The organism is Halostagnicola larsenii XH-48, from assembly GCF_000517625.1.
GTDB classification, from domain to species: Archaea; Halobacteriota; Halobacteria; order Halobacteriales; family Natrialbaceae; genus Halostagnicola; species Halostagnicola larsenii.
Window position 1 is genome coordinate 994613 of sequence record NZ_CP007055.1, and the last position, 17354, is coordinate 1011966.

16 protein-coding genes are annotated in these 17354 nt (G+C 65.4%); 3 read left to right on the forward strand and 13 right to left on the reverse strand.

The genetic code is table 11. The features are described 5' to 3' along the window. Positions 1 to 45: 45 nt before the first annotated feature. From HALLA_RS04990 to HALLA_RS05030, 10 genes are all read right to left on the reverse strand, one after another. Positions 46 to 768, reverse strand: a complete 723-nt coding sequence (locus HALLA_RS04990; RefSeq protein ID WP_049952348.1) for a hypothetical protein — start codon at positions 766 to 768, stop codon at positions 46 to 48. A 16-nt stretch (positions 769 to 784) separates the two neighbouring features. Continuing rightward, positions 785 to 1051, reverse strand: coding sequence for a ferredoxin (locus HALLA_RS04995; protein WP_049952349.1), 267 nt, complete (start codon positions 1049 to 1051; stop codon positions 785 to 787). Between the two features lie 2 nt (positions 1052 to 1053). After that, positions 1054 to 2043: a precorrin-3B C(17)-methyltransferase gene (gene cobJ, locus HALLA_RS05000; protein WP_049952350.1), complete on the reverse strand. Its 990-nt coding sequence runs from the start codon at positions 2041 to 2043 to the stop codon at positions 1054 to 1056. A gap of 12 nt (positions 2044 to 2055) precedes the next feature. Then, positions 2056 to 2970: a precorrin-3B C(17)-methyltransferase gene (locus HALLA_RS05005; RefSeq protein ID WP_049952351.1), complete on the reverse strand. Its 915-nt coding sequence runs from the start codon at positions 2968 to 2970 to the stop codon at positions 2056 to 2058. Next, on the reverse strand, positions 2967 to 3977 hold the full coding sequence (gene cbiG, locus HALLA_RS05010; RefSeq protein WP_049952352.1) for a cobalt-precorrin 5A hydrolase: 1011 nt from the start codon (positions 3975 to 3977) through the stop codon (positions 2967 to 2969). Before cbiG ends, HALLA_RS05005 begins: the two co-directional genes overlap by 4 nt. After that, positions 3977 to 4198, reverse strand: a complete 222-nt coding sequence (locus tag HALLA_RS20485) for a hypothetical protein (RefSeq protein WP_157231330.1) — start codon at positions 4196 to 4198, stop codon at positions 3977 to 3979. The genes cbiG and HALLA_RS20485 overlap by 1 nt, the downstream gene beginning before the upstream one ends. Beyond that, positions 4191 to 5129: a cobalt-precorrin-4/precorrin-4 C(11)-methyltransferase gene (locus HALLA_RS05015; protein ID WP_049952353.1), complete on the reverse strand. Its 939-nt coding sequence runs from the start codon at positions 5127 to 5129 to the stop codon at positions 4191 to 4193. The genes HALLA_RS20485 and HALLA_RS05015 overlap by 8 nt, the downstream gene beginning before the upstream one ends. Positions 5130 to 5131: 2 nt before the next feature. Then, positions 5132 to 5944, reverse strand: a complete 813-nt coding sequence (locus HALLA_RS05020) for a cobalt-factor II C(20)-methyltransferase (RefSeq protein WP_049952354.1) — start codon at positions 5942 to 5944, stop codon at positions 5132 to 5134. Then, complete coding sequence (gene cbiT / locus HALLA_RS05025) at positions 5941 to 6585, reverse strand: precorrin-6Y C5,15-methyltransferase (decarboxylating) subunit CbiT (protein ID WP_049952355.1); 645 nt, start codon at positions 6583 to 6585, stop codon at positions 5941 to 5943. Before cbiT ends, HALLA_RS05020 begins: the two co-directional genes overlap by 4 nt. 163 nt (positions 6586 to 6748) lie before the next feature. After that, complete coding sequence (locus HALLA_RS05030; RefSeq protein ID WP_049954002.1) at positions 6749 to 8050, reverse strand: cobyrinic acid a,c-diamide synthase; 1302 nt, start codon at positions 8048 to 8050, stop codon at positions 6749 to 6751. Between the two features lie 164 nt (positions 8051 to 8214). Here HALLA_RS05030 and HALLA_RS20955 point away from each other — a divergent pair, with 164 nt between their 5' ends. Both HALLA_RS20955 and HALLA_RS05035 read left to right on the forward strand, forming a co-directional pair. Then, the gene (locus HALLA_RS20955; protein WP_169732111.1) at positions 8215 to 8379 is read left to right on the forward strand and encodes a hypothetical protein; all 165 of its coding nucleotides are present in this window, start codon (positions 8215 to 8217) and stop codon (positions 8377 to 8379) included. 289 nt (positions 8380 to 8668) lie between these two features. Further along, positions 8669 to 9349, forward strand: coding sequence for a class I SAM-dependent methyltransferase (locus HALLA_RS05035; RefSeq protein ID WP_049952356.1), 681 nt, complete (start codon positions 8669 to 8671; stop codon positions 9347 to 9349). Positions 9350 to 9483: 134 nt separating this feature from the next. Here the strand turns inward: HALLA_RS05035 and HALLA_RS05040 are convergent, their stop codons facing one another. Genes HALLA_RS05040 through cobN form a run of 3 tightly spaced genes read right to left on the reverse strand, consistent with a single transcriptional unit; the run spans position 9484 to position 14967 of the window. Then, positions 9484 to 10278 (reverse strand): cobalt-precorrin-7 (C(5))-methyltransferase, encoded by a 795-nt coding sequence (locus HALLA_RS05040; protein ID WP_049952357.1) that lies wholly within the window; start codon positions 10276 to 10278, stop codon positions 9484 to 9486. Next, on the reverse strand, positions 10275 to 11066 hold the full coding sequence (locus tag HALLA_RS05045) for a precorrin-8X methylmutase (protein WP_049952358.1): 792 nt from the start codon (positions 11064 to 11066) through the stop codon (positions 10275 to 10277). Before HALLA_RS05045 ends, HALLA_RS05040 begins: the two co-directional genes overlap by 4 nt. Further along, complete coding sequence (cobN, locus tag HALLA_RS05050; protein WP_049952359.1) at positions 11059 to 14967, reverse strand: cobaltochelatase subunit CobN; 3909 nt, start codon at positions 14965 to 14967, stop codon at positions 11059 to 11061. The genes HALLA_RS05045 and cobN overlap by 8 nt, the downstream gene beginning before the upstream one ends. 34 nt (positions 14968 to 15001) lie before the next feature. Between cobN and HALLA_RS05055 the strand changes: the two genes are divergently transcribed. Further along, positions 15002 to 17311, forward strand: a complete 2310-nt coding sequence (locus HALLA_RS05055; RefSeq protein WP_049952360.1) for a VWA domain-containing protein — start codon at positions 15002 to 15004, stop codon at positions 17309 to 17311. The last annotated feature ends 43 nt before the right edge of the window (positions 17312 to 17354 follow it).

Below are 17354 nucleotides of genomic sequence, written 5' to 3' on the forward strand. Positions count from 1 at the left end.
CGGTGTCGTAGCCAGTCGTTCCGCTCTCCGCTGTCGCAGACGGACTCAGTCGTAGGCGTCGGCCTGCTCGAGGCTCTTTCGTAACTTTCGCTCGCGACTCGGCGCGTAGAGGCCGGTCTCATCGCAGTCCTCGTAGAGCCACGTGCCGAACTCGGGGGCGGCGTCGTCGTCGACGCCGAACCAGAATCCGCCCGAGGAAGTCTCCGAGAGGTTTCCCATCGGTGCGTCTACCGGGCAGTCTTCGATCAGCTCTCGAGTCAGTTCGAGAAGCGTCTCGTCGTCGTGGACGAACGAGATGCCCACGGTCCCTCTCGTGGACTTGAAACAGATCGTTCCACAGCCCTCGAGGATGCCCCGAAGCAGCTCCCGATCGTGGCTCGCGAACGCCGAGAAGCGGTAGCTCCCGCGGCCGTCGACTGGGAGACCGAGCGTCCCGCTGCGTCCGAACAGTCCGTCTCCCGCGTTCTCCGCATCCTTCTCACCCGTGGAGCCGATCTCGAGCGTGTACTCGTCTTCGGTTCGGGTGATCGACGCGTCGTGGGCGTACTCGCGACTGGCCGTCTCGTGGTCGATCTCGCCGCCGGCAATGGTTGCGAGCACTTTTGCGGACTCCTCGTCGTTGGTCACGACTTCGACGGTTCCCTCGCCAACGTCGCCGCTCCCGGCGACGTGACCCCAGAGGTAGGCCGACGCGGGGTGGCCAGCGAGCGGGTCGGCGGGGACCTCGATCTCGAGCGGGTCGCTGTCGGATCCGGCGGCGTCGCTCATCGTCTCACCTCCCCGCTCATTCGCCCACCTCGCGAACGACGATGGCGTCCGTCGGACAGGCCGCGGCGGCTTGCTGGGCCTCGTCGATCCGTTCGTCGTCAAACGTCGCGACGACTCGTTCGTCCATGTCGGTCACCTCGCCCTCGCAGTCGTAGACGGGATCTGCGTCGGGATCGATCGTCGCCAGCCCGTCGTCGCCCTCGACGAACCGCGGATCGCGGGTCAGGCAGGCGAAGATGCCGTCGCAGGCGTCTTTCTCGATGGTGATCTCGTAGGCCGGCATGGTTAGTAGTCGTACTTCGTCTCGTAGCCACGCGGGGTGACCATCCGGTCGTCCCAGACGTAGGTCTCCTCGTTGCCGACGACGATGGTCGTCGTCATGTCGATGATCTCGCTTTCGCCGAGCTCCTCGAGTTCGCCCAGCTCCGTGATCAGCACCTGCTCGTCCTCGCGGCCCGCGCCGTGGACGATGCCGACCGGCGTGTCGTGGTCGCGATGGGTCAGCAGGATCTCACAGCACTTCTGGAAGTTCTCTCGGCGCTTGCGGCTCCACGGGTTGTAGATCGTGATCGTGAAGCTCTCGCTCGCGACCGAATGCAGGCGCGACTCGATTTCGGGCATCGGAACGAGGTGATCCGAGAGCGAAATCGAGACGGTGTCGTTCACGAGGGGAGCGCCGAGGCGAGCCCCGCAGGACTGGGCCGCCGGAACGCCGGGGACAACCTCGAAGTCGACCATCGACGCCGTCGCGCCCTTGGATTCGATGATCTCGAGCGCCAGTCCCGCCAGTGCGTAGACGTTGGGGTCGCCGCTGCCGACGATAGCCACGTCGTTGCCCGCGAGCGTGCGGTCGATCGCTTCTTCCGTGCGCGAGACTTCGCCGCACATCGGCGTATCGTACAGTTCGTCGGCTTCTTCGGTGATCTCGTCGGGAATGAGGTCGATGTAGGTCGTGTAGCCGACGATATGTTCGGCCTCGAGCAGCGCCGCTTTCGCCCGTTCGGTCATCCCCTCCGGGTGGCCGGGACCGAGTCCGACCGCGATCAGTTGCCCGGGCTCAGCGTCGAAGTCCTCGACAGTGGAGCCGACCTTCTCGTCGGTTTTCTCCTGCTTGCTCGAGGCGGAACTCGAGCCGCACTTGGAACTCGAGGACGACGAATCGCTCGAGGCGTCCGAACTCCCGCCGCACTTCGAGGACGTCTCTTCGCTCCCGCTCGTCGACGCGCCGCATTTGGATGTCGATTCGGTTTCGTCTGCGTTGGTATCAGTACTCATTGGCTGTTGGTGTTAGAAATTGTCGACGTCACGCCCGCCGCGGGGGGTGACGAGATACGTTCGGTCGTCGTTCTCCCAGATCTTGGTCTCGTGATTGCCGATGATTAGCGAGGTTCCCATTCCGGAGACCTTCTCGTCGTGGGCCGCCGCCTCGCCGAGGGTGGTGATGAAGTGATCCTCGCCGTTCCGGCCGGCGTCTTCCCGGCCGGCGTCGTTGACGATGGCGACGTACGCGTCGTCGGTCCGCTCCTCGCGGACGATATCGACCGCCTTCTCGTAGTTTCGCCAGCAGTTGTAGAGGACGATGACGAAGTCGCTGATCGCCGCCGCGCGAAGCTTCTCCTCGATCTCGTCCCAGCCGCGCCACTTATCGGAGAGCGAAATCGTACAGAAGTCGTTACACAGCGGCGCGCCGACGTTGGCCGCGCCGCCGAGCGCTGCGGTCAGGCCCGGAACGATCTCGACGGGGATGTCGTCTGCGTCCTCCTCCTCGGCCATCAGGAAGATCAGGTCCGACTTGCCGTAGACCGAGGGGTCGCCGCCCGAGACGTGGGCGACGTCTTCGCCCTCCCGAACGCGGTCGAAGGCCTCCTTCGCCAGTTCGATCTGGCGACCCATCGTCGAGCGGACGATCTGCTGTTCGAAGCCGCCCTCTCGGTCGCCTTCGGCTCGCGACGCGGTGGAATTCGATCGAGTGGCGATCCCATCCTCGTCCACCGCCTCTTCGGGAGGCAGCGTGCCGTCCTCGCGCAAGAACGTCTGATAGAGGTCCGAGGCGATCACGCAGTCGGCGGATTCGATCACCGCCTTCGCCTTCGCGGTCATGTGATCCGGCAGTCCGGGGCCGATGCCGACGACGTAGAGGGTGCCGTACTCCTCGGGAGTTCCCGAGTCGGCTTCGCTTGCGGCAGCGTCGGTTCCGCTCATTTGCCGATCGCCACCGTAACCTCGTTTTCGTAGCCGACCTTCTCGAGGACGAGTTCATTCTCGGCCCCGCCGGCGATGGCGCTCGCCTCCGAGACGCCCGGCCAGCCGATCAAGTCCTTCGACCGCGAGGGCGTCGGCCCCTCGTGGTCGAGCAGCGTCTCCTTGTCGAAGACGACGACGCCGAGGTCGAGTTCGTCCGCGGCCTCGAGTAGCCCTTCCTCGTCTTCCTTGCGAGTCGCCGTGCCGACGAATTCGACGTCTTCGAAGCCGTAATCGGTCTCCTCGAGCGCCTGTTCCCAGGCGGCGAGGAAGGCATCCTTGCTCGCGCCCGAAACGCTCCCGGTGCCCAGCACGATTCCGTCCTGTTTGTTGCGCTTGAGCACCGTCACGTCGTCGCCGACGAGGACGGCTTTGGGGCCCTCGAGTCGTGCGACGGGTCCCAAATTATCGTCCAGCACGGCGAGGTTGGTCTTTACGGTTGAGTCGCCGTTGACCACGTGGGCGTCCATCGCCTTCGCGCGGGATTCGACGCCTTGCTTGCCGGCGGCCTCGCTCGCGGTGGTCATCGCCGGCACCGCGCCCATCGTCGCCAGGTCCTGTGCGACCTGGTTCGCGCCGTGGTGGCCGCCCGTGATCGGGATGGCCCAGGTGAGTTCCTCGTCGACGACGCAGATCGCGGGGTCGTCCCACTTGTCGTCGAGCAGATGGGCGGTCTTGCGCATCGCGATTCCGCTCGCCATCAGCCCGATGAAGCAGTCGTACTCGCCCCAGTGTTCCTCGAAGACGTCGCCGTGGTACTCGATGATGTCGATCGCCTCGTAGCGATCGCCGATCTCCGATTTGATCTCCTCGGCGGTGTCCATCTTCCGGCCGAAGGAGATGATCGCGATCTCCTCTGCGACCTCGCCGTCCGAATCCGCCGTCGAACAGTGGCCGCCGGAGTCGTTGCTGGTACTCGAGTCGTCCGTTCCCTCCGCAGTCTCGGTGTTTTCAGTTCCTGAACTCATTATAAATCCTCTCTCGTACTGAAATCGTCCTTCCCACGCGCTATCGACCCGGCCAAACCACCTCGAGGGTAGGACTGAAAGGGGCTGGCTCGGTCGGCGAGCGAGACGACGTAAGCACCGCAGCGACCGACGGGAGCGAGGGGCGCAGCGAGTCGCAGCCGTCGAGCGAGCCAGGGGCTTTCGGGGTGTTTGCGGTCCGTCTGTCGATTCGTTTCAGTCATCGCTCGCCTCCGGTTTGCTCGCGTTCTCGTCCGCACTCTCCGACGATCCCCGATTGGCCCAGTCGCCGTAGAGGAAGGATCGCTCGTAGCCCGCGCCTGTCACCGCATCGCCGATGACGACCAGTGCGGAGGCCCGATACCCAGCTTCCTCGACCTTGTCCGCAATCGTCCCGATATCGCCAATTATCACGTCCTCGTCGGGCCAGGAGGCATGATAGATCACCGCAACCGGCGTCTCCGGATCGTGATCGGCCTCGAGCAACCGATCCATCGTGTCCCGAACGGCGTGGGTCCCGAGGTAGATGCAGGTCGTCACGTCGCCCATCTCGACGAACTCCGAAATGTGATCTTCGTCCGCAGTCAGGGTCTTGCCCTGCGGTCGGGTGAACGCGACGTGGTTCGACACCTCGTTTAACGTCAACTGCGTCCGCAGCGTCGCGCTCGCGGCAAAGGCGGACGTGACGCCGGGGACGAAATGGGTCGGGACGCCCTCGTGTTCCAGCGCGTCCATCTGCTCCAAAGCGGCCCCGTAGATCGCAGGGTCGCCGCTGTGGAGCCGAACCACGTTCTCGCCGTTTTCGTAGGCATCGCGCATGAGCGGGATCAGCTCCTCGAGATCCTTGCCCACGGAGTTCACCAGCTCCGCGTGGGCGCAGTACTCCTCAAGCAGTTCGCTGTTGACCAGCGAGCCGGCGTGGACGACCAGGTCGGCCTCCCCAAGCAGTTCCTTTCCCGCCACGGTCAGCAGCCGCGGGTTGCCGGGTCCGGCTCCGACGAAGGGAATCCCCTCCTGCTCGTCGCCGGCGCTGTGCTCGAAAATCCGCTCGTCCAGTTCCTCGCGGCGGCGCTCTCCTTGGGCGTCGATCGCCTGCTGTGGATCGTCGCCATCGGTCGCTATGCTCGTCTCTCCCGTATCGTCTGTATTCGTCATACTCAGTTCCCTCCACAATCGCCCTGCGCACAACCCTCGGCGCGCTCGATTTTGACTAGTTCCTCGTCGCCCAGATTGCGACCGCCGTCCGCGACCGGCTCGCCGTCCGAGGCGTCGCCGGATTCGTCGTCGGTCTGAAACGCGGCCGTCGCCGACTCGATTTCGAGATCGGTCTTTTCGGCGTACGCGAGCGTATAGTAGTCTCGCTCGTCGATTTCGGCAGGATCGTCCGTAACCAGCGTCTCGCCCTGTTCCATGAACAGCCGTCGGCCGTAGGTCACGTCGTAACCCGCCTCCACGAGCCCCTCGTGGGTCGCCGGCGCGTCGGTGACCTTGAACAGGATCATTCGATCAGGCCCCGTGGGGCTGTGACCGGCGGCGGCCTCGCGCAGCGAGAGCCCCGCACCGGCCTCGATCTCGACGCCCATCGCAGTCGCGAAGGCCGTCACCGCGCTCACGCCGGGGACGATCTCCAACTCGACTGCCGGATGAAACGCGTCGATCGTCCGGCGCAGGTGGCCGAACGTCGAGTAGACGTTCGGATCGCCGAGCGTGACGAAGGCGACGTCGCCGTCGCGGGCGTTCGGCGCGATCTCCGCGGCGGCTTCCTTCCACGCCGCTCGCAACTTTTCTTCGTCTTTGGTCATCGGAAAGTCCAGATCGCCGATCTTCGACTCGTCGACGTGCTCGAGCGCGACCGACCGCGAGAGGCGGCCGGGCGAGTAAACCACGTCGCACTCCTCGAGCACGTGCTTTCCGCGAACCGTCACAAGATCGGCCTCGCCGGGTCCGAGTCCGACGCCGTAGAGGGTCATCGGTCGAGCCCTCCCGCCTGACTCTCACCGTTGCCAGCAGATCGACCGCCGTCCGCCGCCGCTTTCTGGCGTCCGTCTTCATCGTCCGCATCCGCACTCGCGCTTCCGACCAGCATGTATACCGGGTTGTCCGAATCAAAACTCGTCGCGCCGGCGAGTTCGTAACCGTGGCTCACCTGAAACTGGACGACCTCTTCGAGCAGATCGCGCTCTCGGAAGGCCTCCGTCGCCCGGCCGGCGACCTCGAGTCGCGAGACGTTCATCACCACGCGGTCGATTTCGGTCTCGACGGCGTGATCGAGGACGGCCTCGAAGTTGCGGCTGCCGCCAAGAAAGAGGGCGTCTGCGTCGGCGGGAAGCCCCGCGGGCGCTTCCTCGTTTCTGAGCTCGACATCGGCCCGAATCGACGCCTCGTTCGCCGCGAGGTTCTTCTCCGTCGTCTCGAGGCGTTCGGCTTTTCGCTCGAGCGCGGTCACTCTCCCGGCCCGTCTGGCCGCTTCGATCGTGATCGCCCCAGTGCAGGAGCCGACCTCCGCGAAGTGATCGTCGGCCTCGAGGGCGAGTTTCGAATGGACGACGGCGCGGACCTCGGCCTTCGTCGGCCCGGCCTTCGCATCGTGTGGAAGCGCGATGGGTGGCATCACCCGAGGGAACAGAAGCCACCCCTAAAACAATTTTGTTTGGTATAGAACAATCTGTATTGCTCATTCTGAATTGGGGTAGCACAAATTCCGTTGTTCATTCGACGGTGAACGAGAGGATTTCGAGCGCGTTCGTTCGCTCGCCACTTCGACGGATGCTGACTTAGACAGACTCGAGAAACCGATCGAACGCCCCGCTCTCGGGATGGACGTGGACGTACGTGCCGAGCGACTCGTACTCGGTCAGGCCGTCGTGGTCGCCGTCGATGCCGTCCCCGCGGACCGTCTCGAACGCGAACCGGGCGTCGCCCGCCACGTCGGCGCTCGAGTAGTGGAACTCGTGACCGCGGATCGTCTCGCCTGCCTTCGCCGTCAGGGTTCCTTCGACTGCCTCGAGTTCGACGTGATCCAGCGCCTGATAGCGGTCGTGCATCGTCACCTCGGCGGGGAGGATGCCGGCCATCTCGCTGGTCTCGCCCGCTGCGGTCGTCAGCGACTCGCTCATCGCCATCAGGCCCCCGCACTCGCCGAGAACAGGGAGTCCCTCGCTCGCCAGTTTCCCGAGTTCTGCAAGCGTTCCGGCTGACTCGAGCTCCGAGGCGTGGAGTTCGGGGTAGCCACCCGGAAGATAGACGCCATCACAGTTGGGAACCGAATCGCCGGCCACCGGCGAGAACGTCACGAGTTCGGCACGCTCGCGAACGCGCTCGAGCGTCGCCGGGTACCGAAAGCAGAAGGCGGCGTCGTTGGCGACGGCGATTCGGGCGTCGACCGGTGTCGCCTCTTGGGATGTTGTCCCCGGAACCGGTGGTTCGCTCGCAACCGCGGCCAACCGCTCAGCCTCGAGCGACTCCGCAGCCTCCCGGAGCGCCTCCCTGGGAAGCGCTGCCTCGCCACCCATCTCGAGGCCGAGGTGTCGATCTGGGATCTCGAGAGCCGAATTCGGCGGGATTCGACCGAAGAACTCGAGGTCGTCGGGCAACGCGTCGCGGATGCCCTGTTCGTGACGACCGCCGTGGGCGCGCTGGGCGACGATGCCGGCGACCTCGACGTCGCGACCGATAGCGTCTGCGTACTCTCGAAACCCGAGCGCCGTTGCCGCGACGCTCTCCATTCCCGCTTTGGCGTCGACGACGAGCACGACGGGCAGGTCGAGCGCTTCGGCGACCATTGCGGTGCTCGAGCCGTCGCCGTCGTACAGGCCCATGACGCCCTCGACGACGCAGATGTCTCCCTCGCCGCGCCGGTAGTTCCGACGAAGCCCGTCCTCGCCGCAGAGCCACAGGTCGAGCGTGCGAGACGGCCGGCCCGCGATCGCCTCGTGATGGCTCGGATCGATGAAGTCCGGCCCCGCCTTGGCGGGTTGGACCGAATAGCCGGCGTCTTCGAGCGACTGAACGATTGCGAGGGTCGCGACCGTTTTTCCGACACCGGAACTGACGCCACCGAGGACGAATCCGTTCATCATTGTGGTTGCGTTCGGACAACTGAACTTGAATCCGTCGGTGGCGTCGGCGACAGGTCGCCCGTCACCAACCGAGCACCGAGAATCCGGGGGACGCCGCGGCGACCAGTTCGAACCACCGACGAACTTAACGGCACCGACCGGTTACGACCCGTTCGATCACAATGACAGAGGAACCCGACGACGCCACTCGACACCACCTTCGAGAAGCCCTCCGTCACATCGACGCGGCACAAGACGGGGACCTCAGAAAAACGAACGACGTCGCGCTCGAGGAAGTCGCAAAAACGGTCTCGACCGTATTGCGCGAGTACGAACAGGACGAGTGAGACTGCGGTTCTCGTCTCGGCCGATTACGTGAGTCGCCTTCGTAGCAAAATTTTCATCCCCGTATAATTATCTCTCCTCTTATTTGTACAGCCCCATAGTGCGTATATATTACCGCTTCGAAAGCTGCTTACTTCCCTCCGACAACGAATAGTGTTAGACCACGGCCATGTACACACGACGCGGCTCGAGTCGGTGCGCGCGTAGACAGACAGAACGAACCGTTTCGCAGCCGGCGACCGCGTCTCGAGACGACTACCGGAAGACGCCCCGTTCCGGAGGTATCCGACTATGACGCGATCTGATCGGTCCGACCAGGAGGTTAAAGATACCGTCCAACAGTACTGGGATGGGCGCGCCGAATCGTTTGACGAAGACAGCCAGCACGGGATTCATAGCGACGAGCAACACGAGGCGTGGCTTTCTGTTCTGCGCGAGTGGACCGGCGAACCGCCACAGCGGGTGCTTGACCTGGGCTGTGGAACGGGGGTCGTCTCGCTGTTGTTGGCCGAACTCGGTCACGACGTTACGGGGGTCGACTTTTCGGAAGAAATGCTCGAGCGGGCTCGAGCGAAGACCGAACGGACGGACCTGTCGGTCGAATTCGAACGAGGCGACGCCGAGTCCCTCGCGCAGTCCGACGACAGCTACGACTTAGTGACGGGGCGGCACCTCATCTGGACGCTCCCGACCCCGCCGAAGGCGATAGAGGAGTGGCGTCGCGTCGTCCGCCCCGGGGGACGAATTGTACTCATCGAAGGCCACTGGGATTTCGACGACCCGTTCGACGGCTACGAGGAGATCCACGACGACCTCCCGCTTTACGACGGCCGCCCGCCCGCGGAGTTAGCTGACTTCCTCGTGGATCAGGGGCTCGAAAACGTCGAGTACGAACCCCTGATGGATTCGGTATTCTGGGGGAGAGAACCGAACTACGAACAGTACATTACGGTCGGCGAAGTTCCTGAGTAAGTCGTCGCGCGACGCTGTCGTTGCCCTCGCGGCACGTTTTCCGTTCGAAATCGCGTTTTCCGCTCGAAATTACGTCTACCGCCCGAGATCGCGTCTTCCACTCGAGTCAGTCTCTTTCGGTGCGCGTCGTGTACTCAGGCCACCGGCTGTCTGACCGCCAGCACGACCAGATCGGAAAACGGCGTGTCCGCCGCTTCGTTCCCGCCCGCGTGGTCCGATAGCTCGGTGAGGGTAAATCGGTGGATTTCCTCGTCTGCGTGGGTCAGCTTCTCGCACACCAGCGCCTCGAGATCCGGGTCGGCTCCCGCCTTGAGCAGGAACTGGGCGATGTCGCCGGGCATTCGATCGTAGGGTCGGGGCAACACGAGCAGGTGTCGGCCATCCGCCGTGACCGCGGCGGCCATGCGGTCCATGTCGGCCTCGAGGTCGCCGCTCTTGTGAAGCGTGACGAACTCGGTGTCCTCCATCGGCGTCCGGGCGCGGCTGGCGGCCATCTGGAGCGAGGAGATGCCGGGAATCACGCGCACTGGTGTCTCGGGCTCTTCGCGTTCGACCGCGGACTGCACCTTGCCCACGAACTGGTAGCCCGAGTGGTTCGGGTCGCCCATCGCGACGGCGGTTCCTGACTCGCCGGCCGCGACACGCTCGGCGAACTCCTCGAGTGCGTCAGCCTCGTCCTTGTAGCCGCAGGTCAGCAGGTCAGCATCGGTTCGGTCCTCGACGAACTCCACGACGGTCGTGAAACCGACGACGGCGTCGGCCTCGCGGATCGCGCGTTCGCCCCGGGGCGTGAGATACTCGGGGTTCCCCGGCCCGACGCCGACGGCGTAGACCGGATCGTCCGTCTCCGCGTCGATATCGGGCTCCGGCGCTCCCGCCGCGAACGTCGCCGGATCCGGTCCGCTCTCGAGGTCGTACTCGTCGCTCATCGGCCCTCGCCGGTGGTTTCCGCCGCTCTATCGGCAGCCGCGAGATCTAACTCGAGGTCGTCCGTTCGAACGTCTTTCGCGACGTGGATCAGTTCGTTCGTCAGCGCGGCCGCGAGCCCGCTCCCGCCGCGGCGACCGACGTTGGTGATCGCCGGCACGTCATAAGCCTCGCTGATCTCGCGGATGCGCTCTCTGCTCTCTTCTGCCTTGACGAAGCCGACGGGCGTCGCGACGACGGCGGCCGGTCGCGTGCCGTTCTCGATGCAGTCCGCGAGGGCGAAGGCCGCGGTCGGCGCGTTTCCGACGACCGCAATTGCGCCGTCGTAGACGCCCTGCTTGTCCAGCTCGAGCACCGACGCGGCGGTCCGGGTCATGCCGGTCTCGGCCGCTAACTCGGCGCCGTTGCCGATCGCCTTGCGCTTCTCGCAGTTGTGACCTCTCCCCGTAATGCCGGCTTTGGACATCGTGATATCGGTGACGATGGTCGCCTCCGCGAGCACCGCTCGAGCCCCCGCCCGAACCGGCGCGTCCTCGTCGTCGCCGATTTCGTCGCTCCCCGTGAACTCGAGGAGGTGCTGGAACTCGATATCGCCCATCGAGTGAACCGACTTCTGGCGAATCCGGTCGGCCAGCATCTCGTCGGGAACGAACTGGCGAACGATGTCCATGCTCGTCTCGGCGATGTCCATCGCGTTCTGCGTCGTCGCGCCGAGGTCTGCGTACTCTTGTTCGAAATCCGCTTCTCCGTCCTTCGTATCCGCTCCCGCCTTCTCAGTCTGCTCAGTCATCGTTCGTCACCCCCGCACCGACGGCTTCGTTGGTCGTTCTGGCCTCGAGGTCGCCCTCGACGCGAAGGTTGATATCTCGCAGGCGGTCGACGGTCTTCTCGTCGGCGTCCCACAGGTCCCGGTCGATCGCCTCGAGGAGGGTATCCGAGATGGACTCGAGCGCCCACGGGTTCACGTCGCGCATCCACTCCTGTCGATCCTCGTCGAAGGCGTACTTCTCGGCGACCTCCGTCCAGAGGGTGTCCGAGACGATGCCGGTGGTCGCGTCCCAGCCCAGCGTCACGTCGACGGTCGTCGAGAGGTCTCCAGCGCCCTTGTAGCCGTGTTCCTCCATGGACTCGAGCCAGTCCGGGTTCAACACCCGAGCTCGCATCGACTTGCGGACCTTCTCCTCGTTGGTGTAGACGTCCACGTTGTCGGGATCGGAGGAATCGCCGACGTAGGAGGCAGGTTCCTCCCCCGAAATCTCCGTCACGGCCGAGATGAACCCGCCGTGGAAGGCGTACCAGTCCGAGGAGTCGAACTCGTCCTGTTCCATCGTGTCCTCGAGTTTGACCGTCGCGTCGACGCTCGAGAGGCGGCGCTCGAAGGCGTCGTGGGCGTCCGAGACGCGGCCGCGCGAGCCCATGGCGTAGCCGCCCCACTGGACGTAAACGCTCGCGAGGTCGCTTCGGTCGTCCCAGTTGCCCTCGTCGACGGCCTTGTTCGTCCCGGCTCCGTAGCCGCCGGGCTTCGTCGTGAAGACGCGGTGTTTGGCCTCCTTTCGCGCGTCATCGGCGTTGACCCCTTCTTCGTCCTCGAGTTCAGCCTGCTCCTCCTCGACGTGTTTCTTGACGTAGTTCAACTCCGGTGGCTCCTCGAGGTCGACCACCGCATCCACGGCGTCGTGGATGACCCCCGCCGCGGCGGGGAACGCGTCCCGGAAAAGCCCAGAAACGCGCGTCGTCACGTCGATTCTGGGACGATCGAGTTCCTCGAGCGGGATCGGCTCAACGTCGTCGATCCGTCCGGCGTCGGTCCACTGCGGTTCGACCCCCATCATCGCCAGCACCTGCGCGATCGTCTCGCCGCGGGTGCGGACGGTCGGGGTTCCCCAGGCGACCACGCCGATCTCTTCGGGGTACTCGTCGTTCTCGTCGTGGTGGCGCTCGAGCACGCCTTCGGCGACCTCGCTCCCGACCTGCCAGGCGGCCTTCGCCGGCACCTTCCGCGGATCGAGCGTGTAGAAGTTCCGCGCCGTCGGGAGCAGGTCGACGCCGCCGCGGGTCGGCGCACCGGAGCCGCCCGGCGGCACGTACTCGCCCTCGAGGGCGTCGGCGGTTCGCGGAATCTCGTCTGCTGCCCCCTGCACGCGAGGCTGTGCTTCCTCGCAAATGAACGCCAGCGCCTTTCGAAGGTCGTCGTGAGCGCCGGATTTCGCCCGCGCGTCGCCGATCGTCTCGAGGTCGACGACGAGCAGGTTCATGTTGATCTCGTCCTCGGGGCCGCCGTCGACCTCGGATTCGGGCACGTCGAAGTCCTGTTCCGCGAGCGTCTCGAGCAGTTCGACGCTGGTCTCGAAGACGCGATCAGACGCCTCGGCGTAGGTCATCCCGAGGTCGTCGTCGTAGGTTCCCGGCGAGTCGAGCATGGTCTGGTAGTCGATTCCGAGCACGCCGGCGACGCTCTCGCGGAGGCTCGGTGCGCCCGGGTTCTCGAGTCGCGTGAGCGCGACCAGGTACTCGATCAGTCGCTCGCCCTCGGGCGGTTCTGACATCGTGTGCAGTCCGAGCCGAATCTGGGTCGTCTTGACGTCCGTGAGATACTCGTGGATCCGCTCGACGAGGTCGTCGATCTCGAGATCGTCGCCAGCGACGTCGCCCTCTTCGAGGGTGGTTCCCGATTCCTCGGGTCCGCGGACGTCGACTTTCTCGTCTATCGTCCCCGCAATCCCCAACTCGACCGCGAGATCTAACTCTTCGACCGTCTCCCGGATGAGCCTCTCGAGGTGCTCGCCGTCGTCCGCGCGGGCGTCTTCCATCCCCGCTTCGCGGTACTGGTTCGCCAGTTCCTCGAGTTCCGACAGCTCGTCGTAGGTCCCCGCGTTTCGCATGACCGGCGTCAGGTAGTCCACGATCGCGGCGTAGGATCGGCGCTTCGCTTGCGTTCCCTCGCCGGGGTTGTTCACGATGTAGGGGTAGACGTTCGGCAGGTCGTCGATCAGCTGATCCGGCGCGCTCTCGCCGTCGAGGCCGACGGTCTTGCCGGGGAGCCACTCGAGGCTCCCGTGGGTTCCAAGGTGGACGACGGCGTCGGCATCGTAGGTATTGCGCACCCAACTGTAGAACGCGTAGTAGTCGTGGGGCGGCTGGAGATCCGAATCGTGGTACACCTTCGAGGGATCCATCCCGAACCCGCGCGGGGGCTGGACGGTGACGAGGACGTTGCCGAACTCGACGCCCGGAATCGCGAACGGCCGGTCCGGCGCTTCGCCCCACTCCTCGAGGACGTTTTCTCGAAACCGCTCGTCCGCGTCCGCGAACCAGTCGGCGTACTGGTCGCTCGAGACCACGTCGACCGAGAGATCACGAACGTCTTCCGGCGCGACCCAGCGGTCCTCGAGCGTGAGCTGTGCGGTCAGGTTTTCGACGAGCGACTGTCCGCTCTCGGGCATCTCGCCCCCGAGGTCGTAGTTTCGGGCCTCGAGTTCGGAGAGCAGGTTCACGGTCGACTCGGGCGAGTCGAGGCCGAACGCGGTCCCGATGCCGTCGTCGCTCGGCGGGTAATTGTGCAGGACGACGGCCACCTTCTTTTCCTCGTTTGGGGTGTGGCGAAGCTCGGCCCAGTTGACCGCGAGGCGCGTCGCGTGGTCGACCCGGTCCTCGATCGGGTAGTGATGTTTCGGCGCGCTGCCGATCCCCGCGTCGTCGGTTCGCTCCTTGCCCGAGATCGGGTGGGTGATGACGTTGCCGTCGAACTCCGGCAGCGCGACCGACAGCGCGAGTTCGAAGCCCATCACGCCCGTCTCGCTCGACTCGTACCTCGAGCGCGAGCGCATCGTCGTGATCGTCTGGAGGACGGGGACCCCGAGACGGTCCAGAAAGACATCCTCCGCGGAACTGCCTTCGTCGTCCGCGCTCCGTCCGCGCTCGTCCATCGAGAGCGAGAACATGAACGAGGAGAGGACCGCGTCGACCATCGGCTGGCCGTTATCGTTGAGGAGCCAGTTGTCCGTCACCCACTCTGCATCCTCCTGTTCGTCGGTGTCCGTGGCCGGATTGCAGAAGATGGGGAGCGCGTTTGCGCCCTGTTCATCGAGCGCTCGCACCTGCGCGTCGACGTAGCGGGTGTTTTCGTGTGTCCAGTGGGATTCGTAGAACCAGACGGCGACCGTCGGCCGATTAGAGTCGAAGGTCTCGAGGAGTTCCTCGTACTCGACGCCCGGATGGTCGGGGTGATAGACGCCTTCGGTCGGGAGCGCGGTGGGATCGGCGTACTCACCCGAGCGGTCGCTGTCGTCACCGTCGCCGTACTCCGAGACGAGGAACCGACACAGGTTCTCGACGTTGATCGTGCCGCCCTTCTCGAGGTAGTCGTACGCGAGGTCCCGATGCGAGTCGGCGACGGTCGTATCCTCGAACGCGAAGGCGTCGCCGGTCGCTTTCACGACGAGCGGAACCCCCGCCTCTGCGAGTTCGGCCGTCGCGTAGTCGTAGCCCGGCATGCTGTCTTCGGCCCCGTGAAGCCAGAAGATCGCGGCCGCCGCGTCGGTTAACTCGTCGACGAACGCTTCGATCGACGCCTCGTCGTCCAGATCGGACTCCGATCTGACGACCAGTTCGATACCCTCGAGGCGCGCGGCCGCCTCGCCGATCGAACCGAGTTCGTTCTCGGTCGCGGTGTAGATCCCAATGGATGTCATCGTGTTTTTAAACCTCTATTGTATTAGCGCAAGCATGGTTGCAAACGCTGGAGACAAAAAGCTATCGTCACTCCCCTTTCCAGCGATCGTCGGGCAGGAGGAACTCAAGCGAGTGTTGCTCGCCGTCGCCGTCAACGACGAACTCGACGGCGCGCTCGTCGCCGGGGAAAAAGGAACGGCGAAGTCGACGGCCGTCCGCGCGCTGGTCGACCTGCTCCCTGAGCAACGAGTGGTTGCCGACTGTCCGTACGGCTGTTCGCCGGACGACCCGCGTCTGCAGTGTATGAACTGTCGAACGCGCGCGGACGGTCGAGAGGAGAACGACGCTCGAGCGGAACTCCCGATCGAAACGCGGCCGGTTCCGCTCGTCACGCTTCCCCTCGGAGCCACTCGCGACCGCGTCGTCGGAACCCTCTCCGTCGAGGACGCGCTCGCCGGCGAGGCAGACTTCGACCCCGGACTGGTAGCCCGCGCGCATCGGGGAATTCTCTACGTCGACGAGGTCAATCTTCTCGAGGATCACCTGGTCGACGTCATCCTCGACGCGGCGGCGAGCGGCGTCAACACCGTCGAGCGGGACGGCGTGAGCGTCTCCCATCCCGCCGAGTTCACGCTCATCGGGACGATGAACCCCGAGGAGGGCGATCTCCGTCCGCAGCTTCGGGACCGATTCGCGCTGCAGGCGACCGTCGAGGGCTGTCGGGAGATCGAAGATCGCGTCGAAATCATCGACCGCTCGCTCGGCCTCGGTCGCGAGAACGCCGACAGCACGTCCGCCGCCGACCCCGACTTCAAGTACGCCGCTGACGTTCGAGCCCTCCGAAACGACCTCGCGGACGCCCGGGATCGGCTCCCGGCAGTCGAGCTCCCCGCCGATTTCAAAGCCGACATCGCTCGGCTCTGTCTCGAGGCCGATGTCGACGGCCATCGCGGCGATGTCGCCACCGCCAGGACGGCCAGAACGATCGCCGCGCTCGAGGGACGGACGACCGTCATCGAGCCCGACGTACGCGAAGCCGCTTCGTACACCCTCCCCCACCGGCTTCGGAGTACCCCCTTCGAGGAGGCCCCCGATCTCGAGGACCTGCTCGACGAGGAGTTCGACGACCCCGCCGACGCCGAGAGCGAGTCGGACGACGCGAACGACGGAGAGGGCGATGACGACGAGGAGAACGGTGGCGACGGCGGCGAAGCTGGAAAAGACGGCAGTAAAGGTGAGACGGGCGCCGACGGTGAGCAAGACCGCAACGAAGCTGGAGAACCCGGAAACGACGATGAGAAATATGGTAGCAGGGACGGGCAGGAATCAGCGTCCGACCAGCCGAACGGCCCTTCACCGGCTGAAGAGCCCGCCGACGGTGAACGAGCAAGCGGCGAGTCCGGCCCCTCGAGCGAGCGGCGAGCCGACGCGGGGTCCGAACGTGGCGAAAGTGACGGTGAGACCGACCGCGACAATAGCCGCGAAGACGACAGCGGCGATGGGGAGGACGACGGTGGGAGCGCCGACGAGACGGCGACACCATTACTACCCGGCCAGCGGGCCGACATCGGCGAGGCGGACGCACCGAATCTCGAGATCGGGTCCGCGACCGAGACTCGCGGAGACACGTCCGGCGGCTCTCGAGCGAGCACGGCCCCGACGACCGACGGCCGCGGGGCCCGCGTCCGGACCGAACCCGTTTCCGAGAGCGACGGGACCGGATCGATCGACGCCGCCGCATCCGTCCGATCGGCGGCGAGTCGCGGCGAGTCGCGCGTCGGCGAGCAGGACCTTCGTCGGTCCGTCCGAAGCAGCGACGCGGCGGCGACGATCGTGTTCGCGGTCGACGCGAGCGCCTCGATGGCCCCCGCGATGCGAACGGCGAAGGGGGTCGTCCTCGACCTGCTTCGAGACAGCTACCAGCGCCGCGACGAGGTCGCGTTCGTCGCGTTCGCCGGAGACGACGCCGACGTGCTTCTTCCCCCGACTACCAGCGTCACGCTCGCCGCGCGCCACCTCAAGGACCTCCCCTCCGGCGATCGCACGCCGCTTCCGGCAGGCATAGAGACGACCCGATCGGTCCTCGAGCGGACGGACACCGACGCGTCGGTCGTCGTTCTGGTCACCGACGGCGGGGCGAACGTCGCGGGAGAATCCGCTAGTCCGACGGAGGCGACGCGACGGGCAGCCAGACGGCTCCGCGCCGCGGGCGCGTTGGTCGTCGTCGTCGATGCGGGAGACGACTCTCGAGCCGGGCTCTCCGAACTCGTCGCCGCCGAAACGGGGGGCGAACTCGTCTCGCTGTCCGCACTTTCGGTCGAAACCGTGCGCTCGGCCGCGGAGTCAGTCCCGCAAAAGGAGTAACTCGAGCGGGGGTGGGGGTCCGGCTCGTCGAAGGAATGTTCGG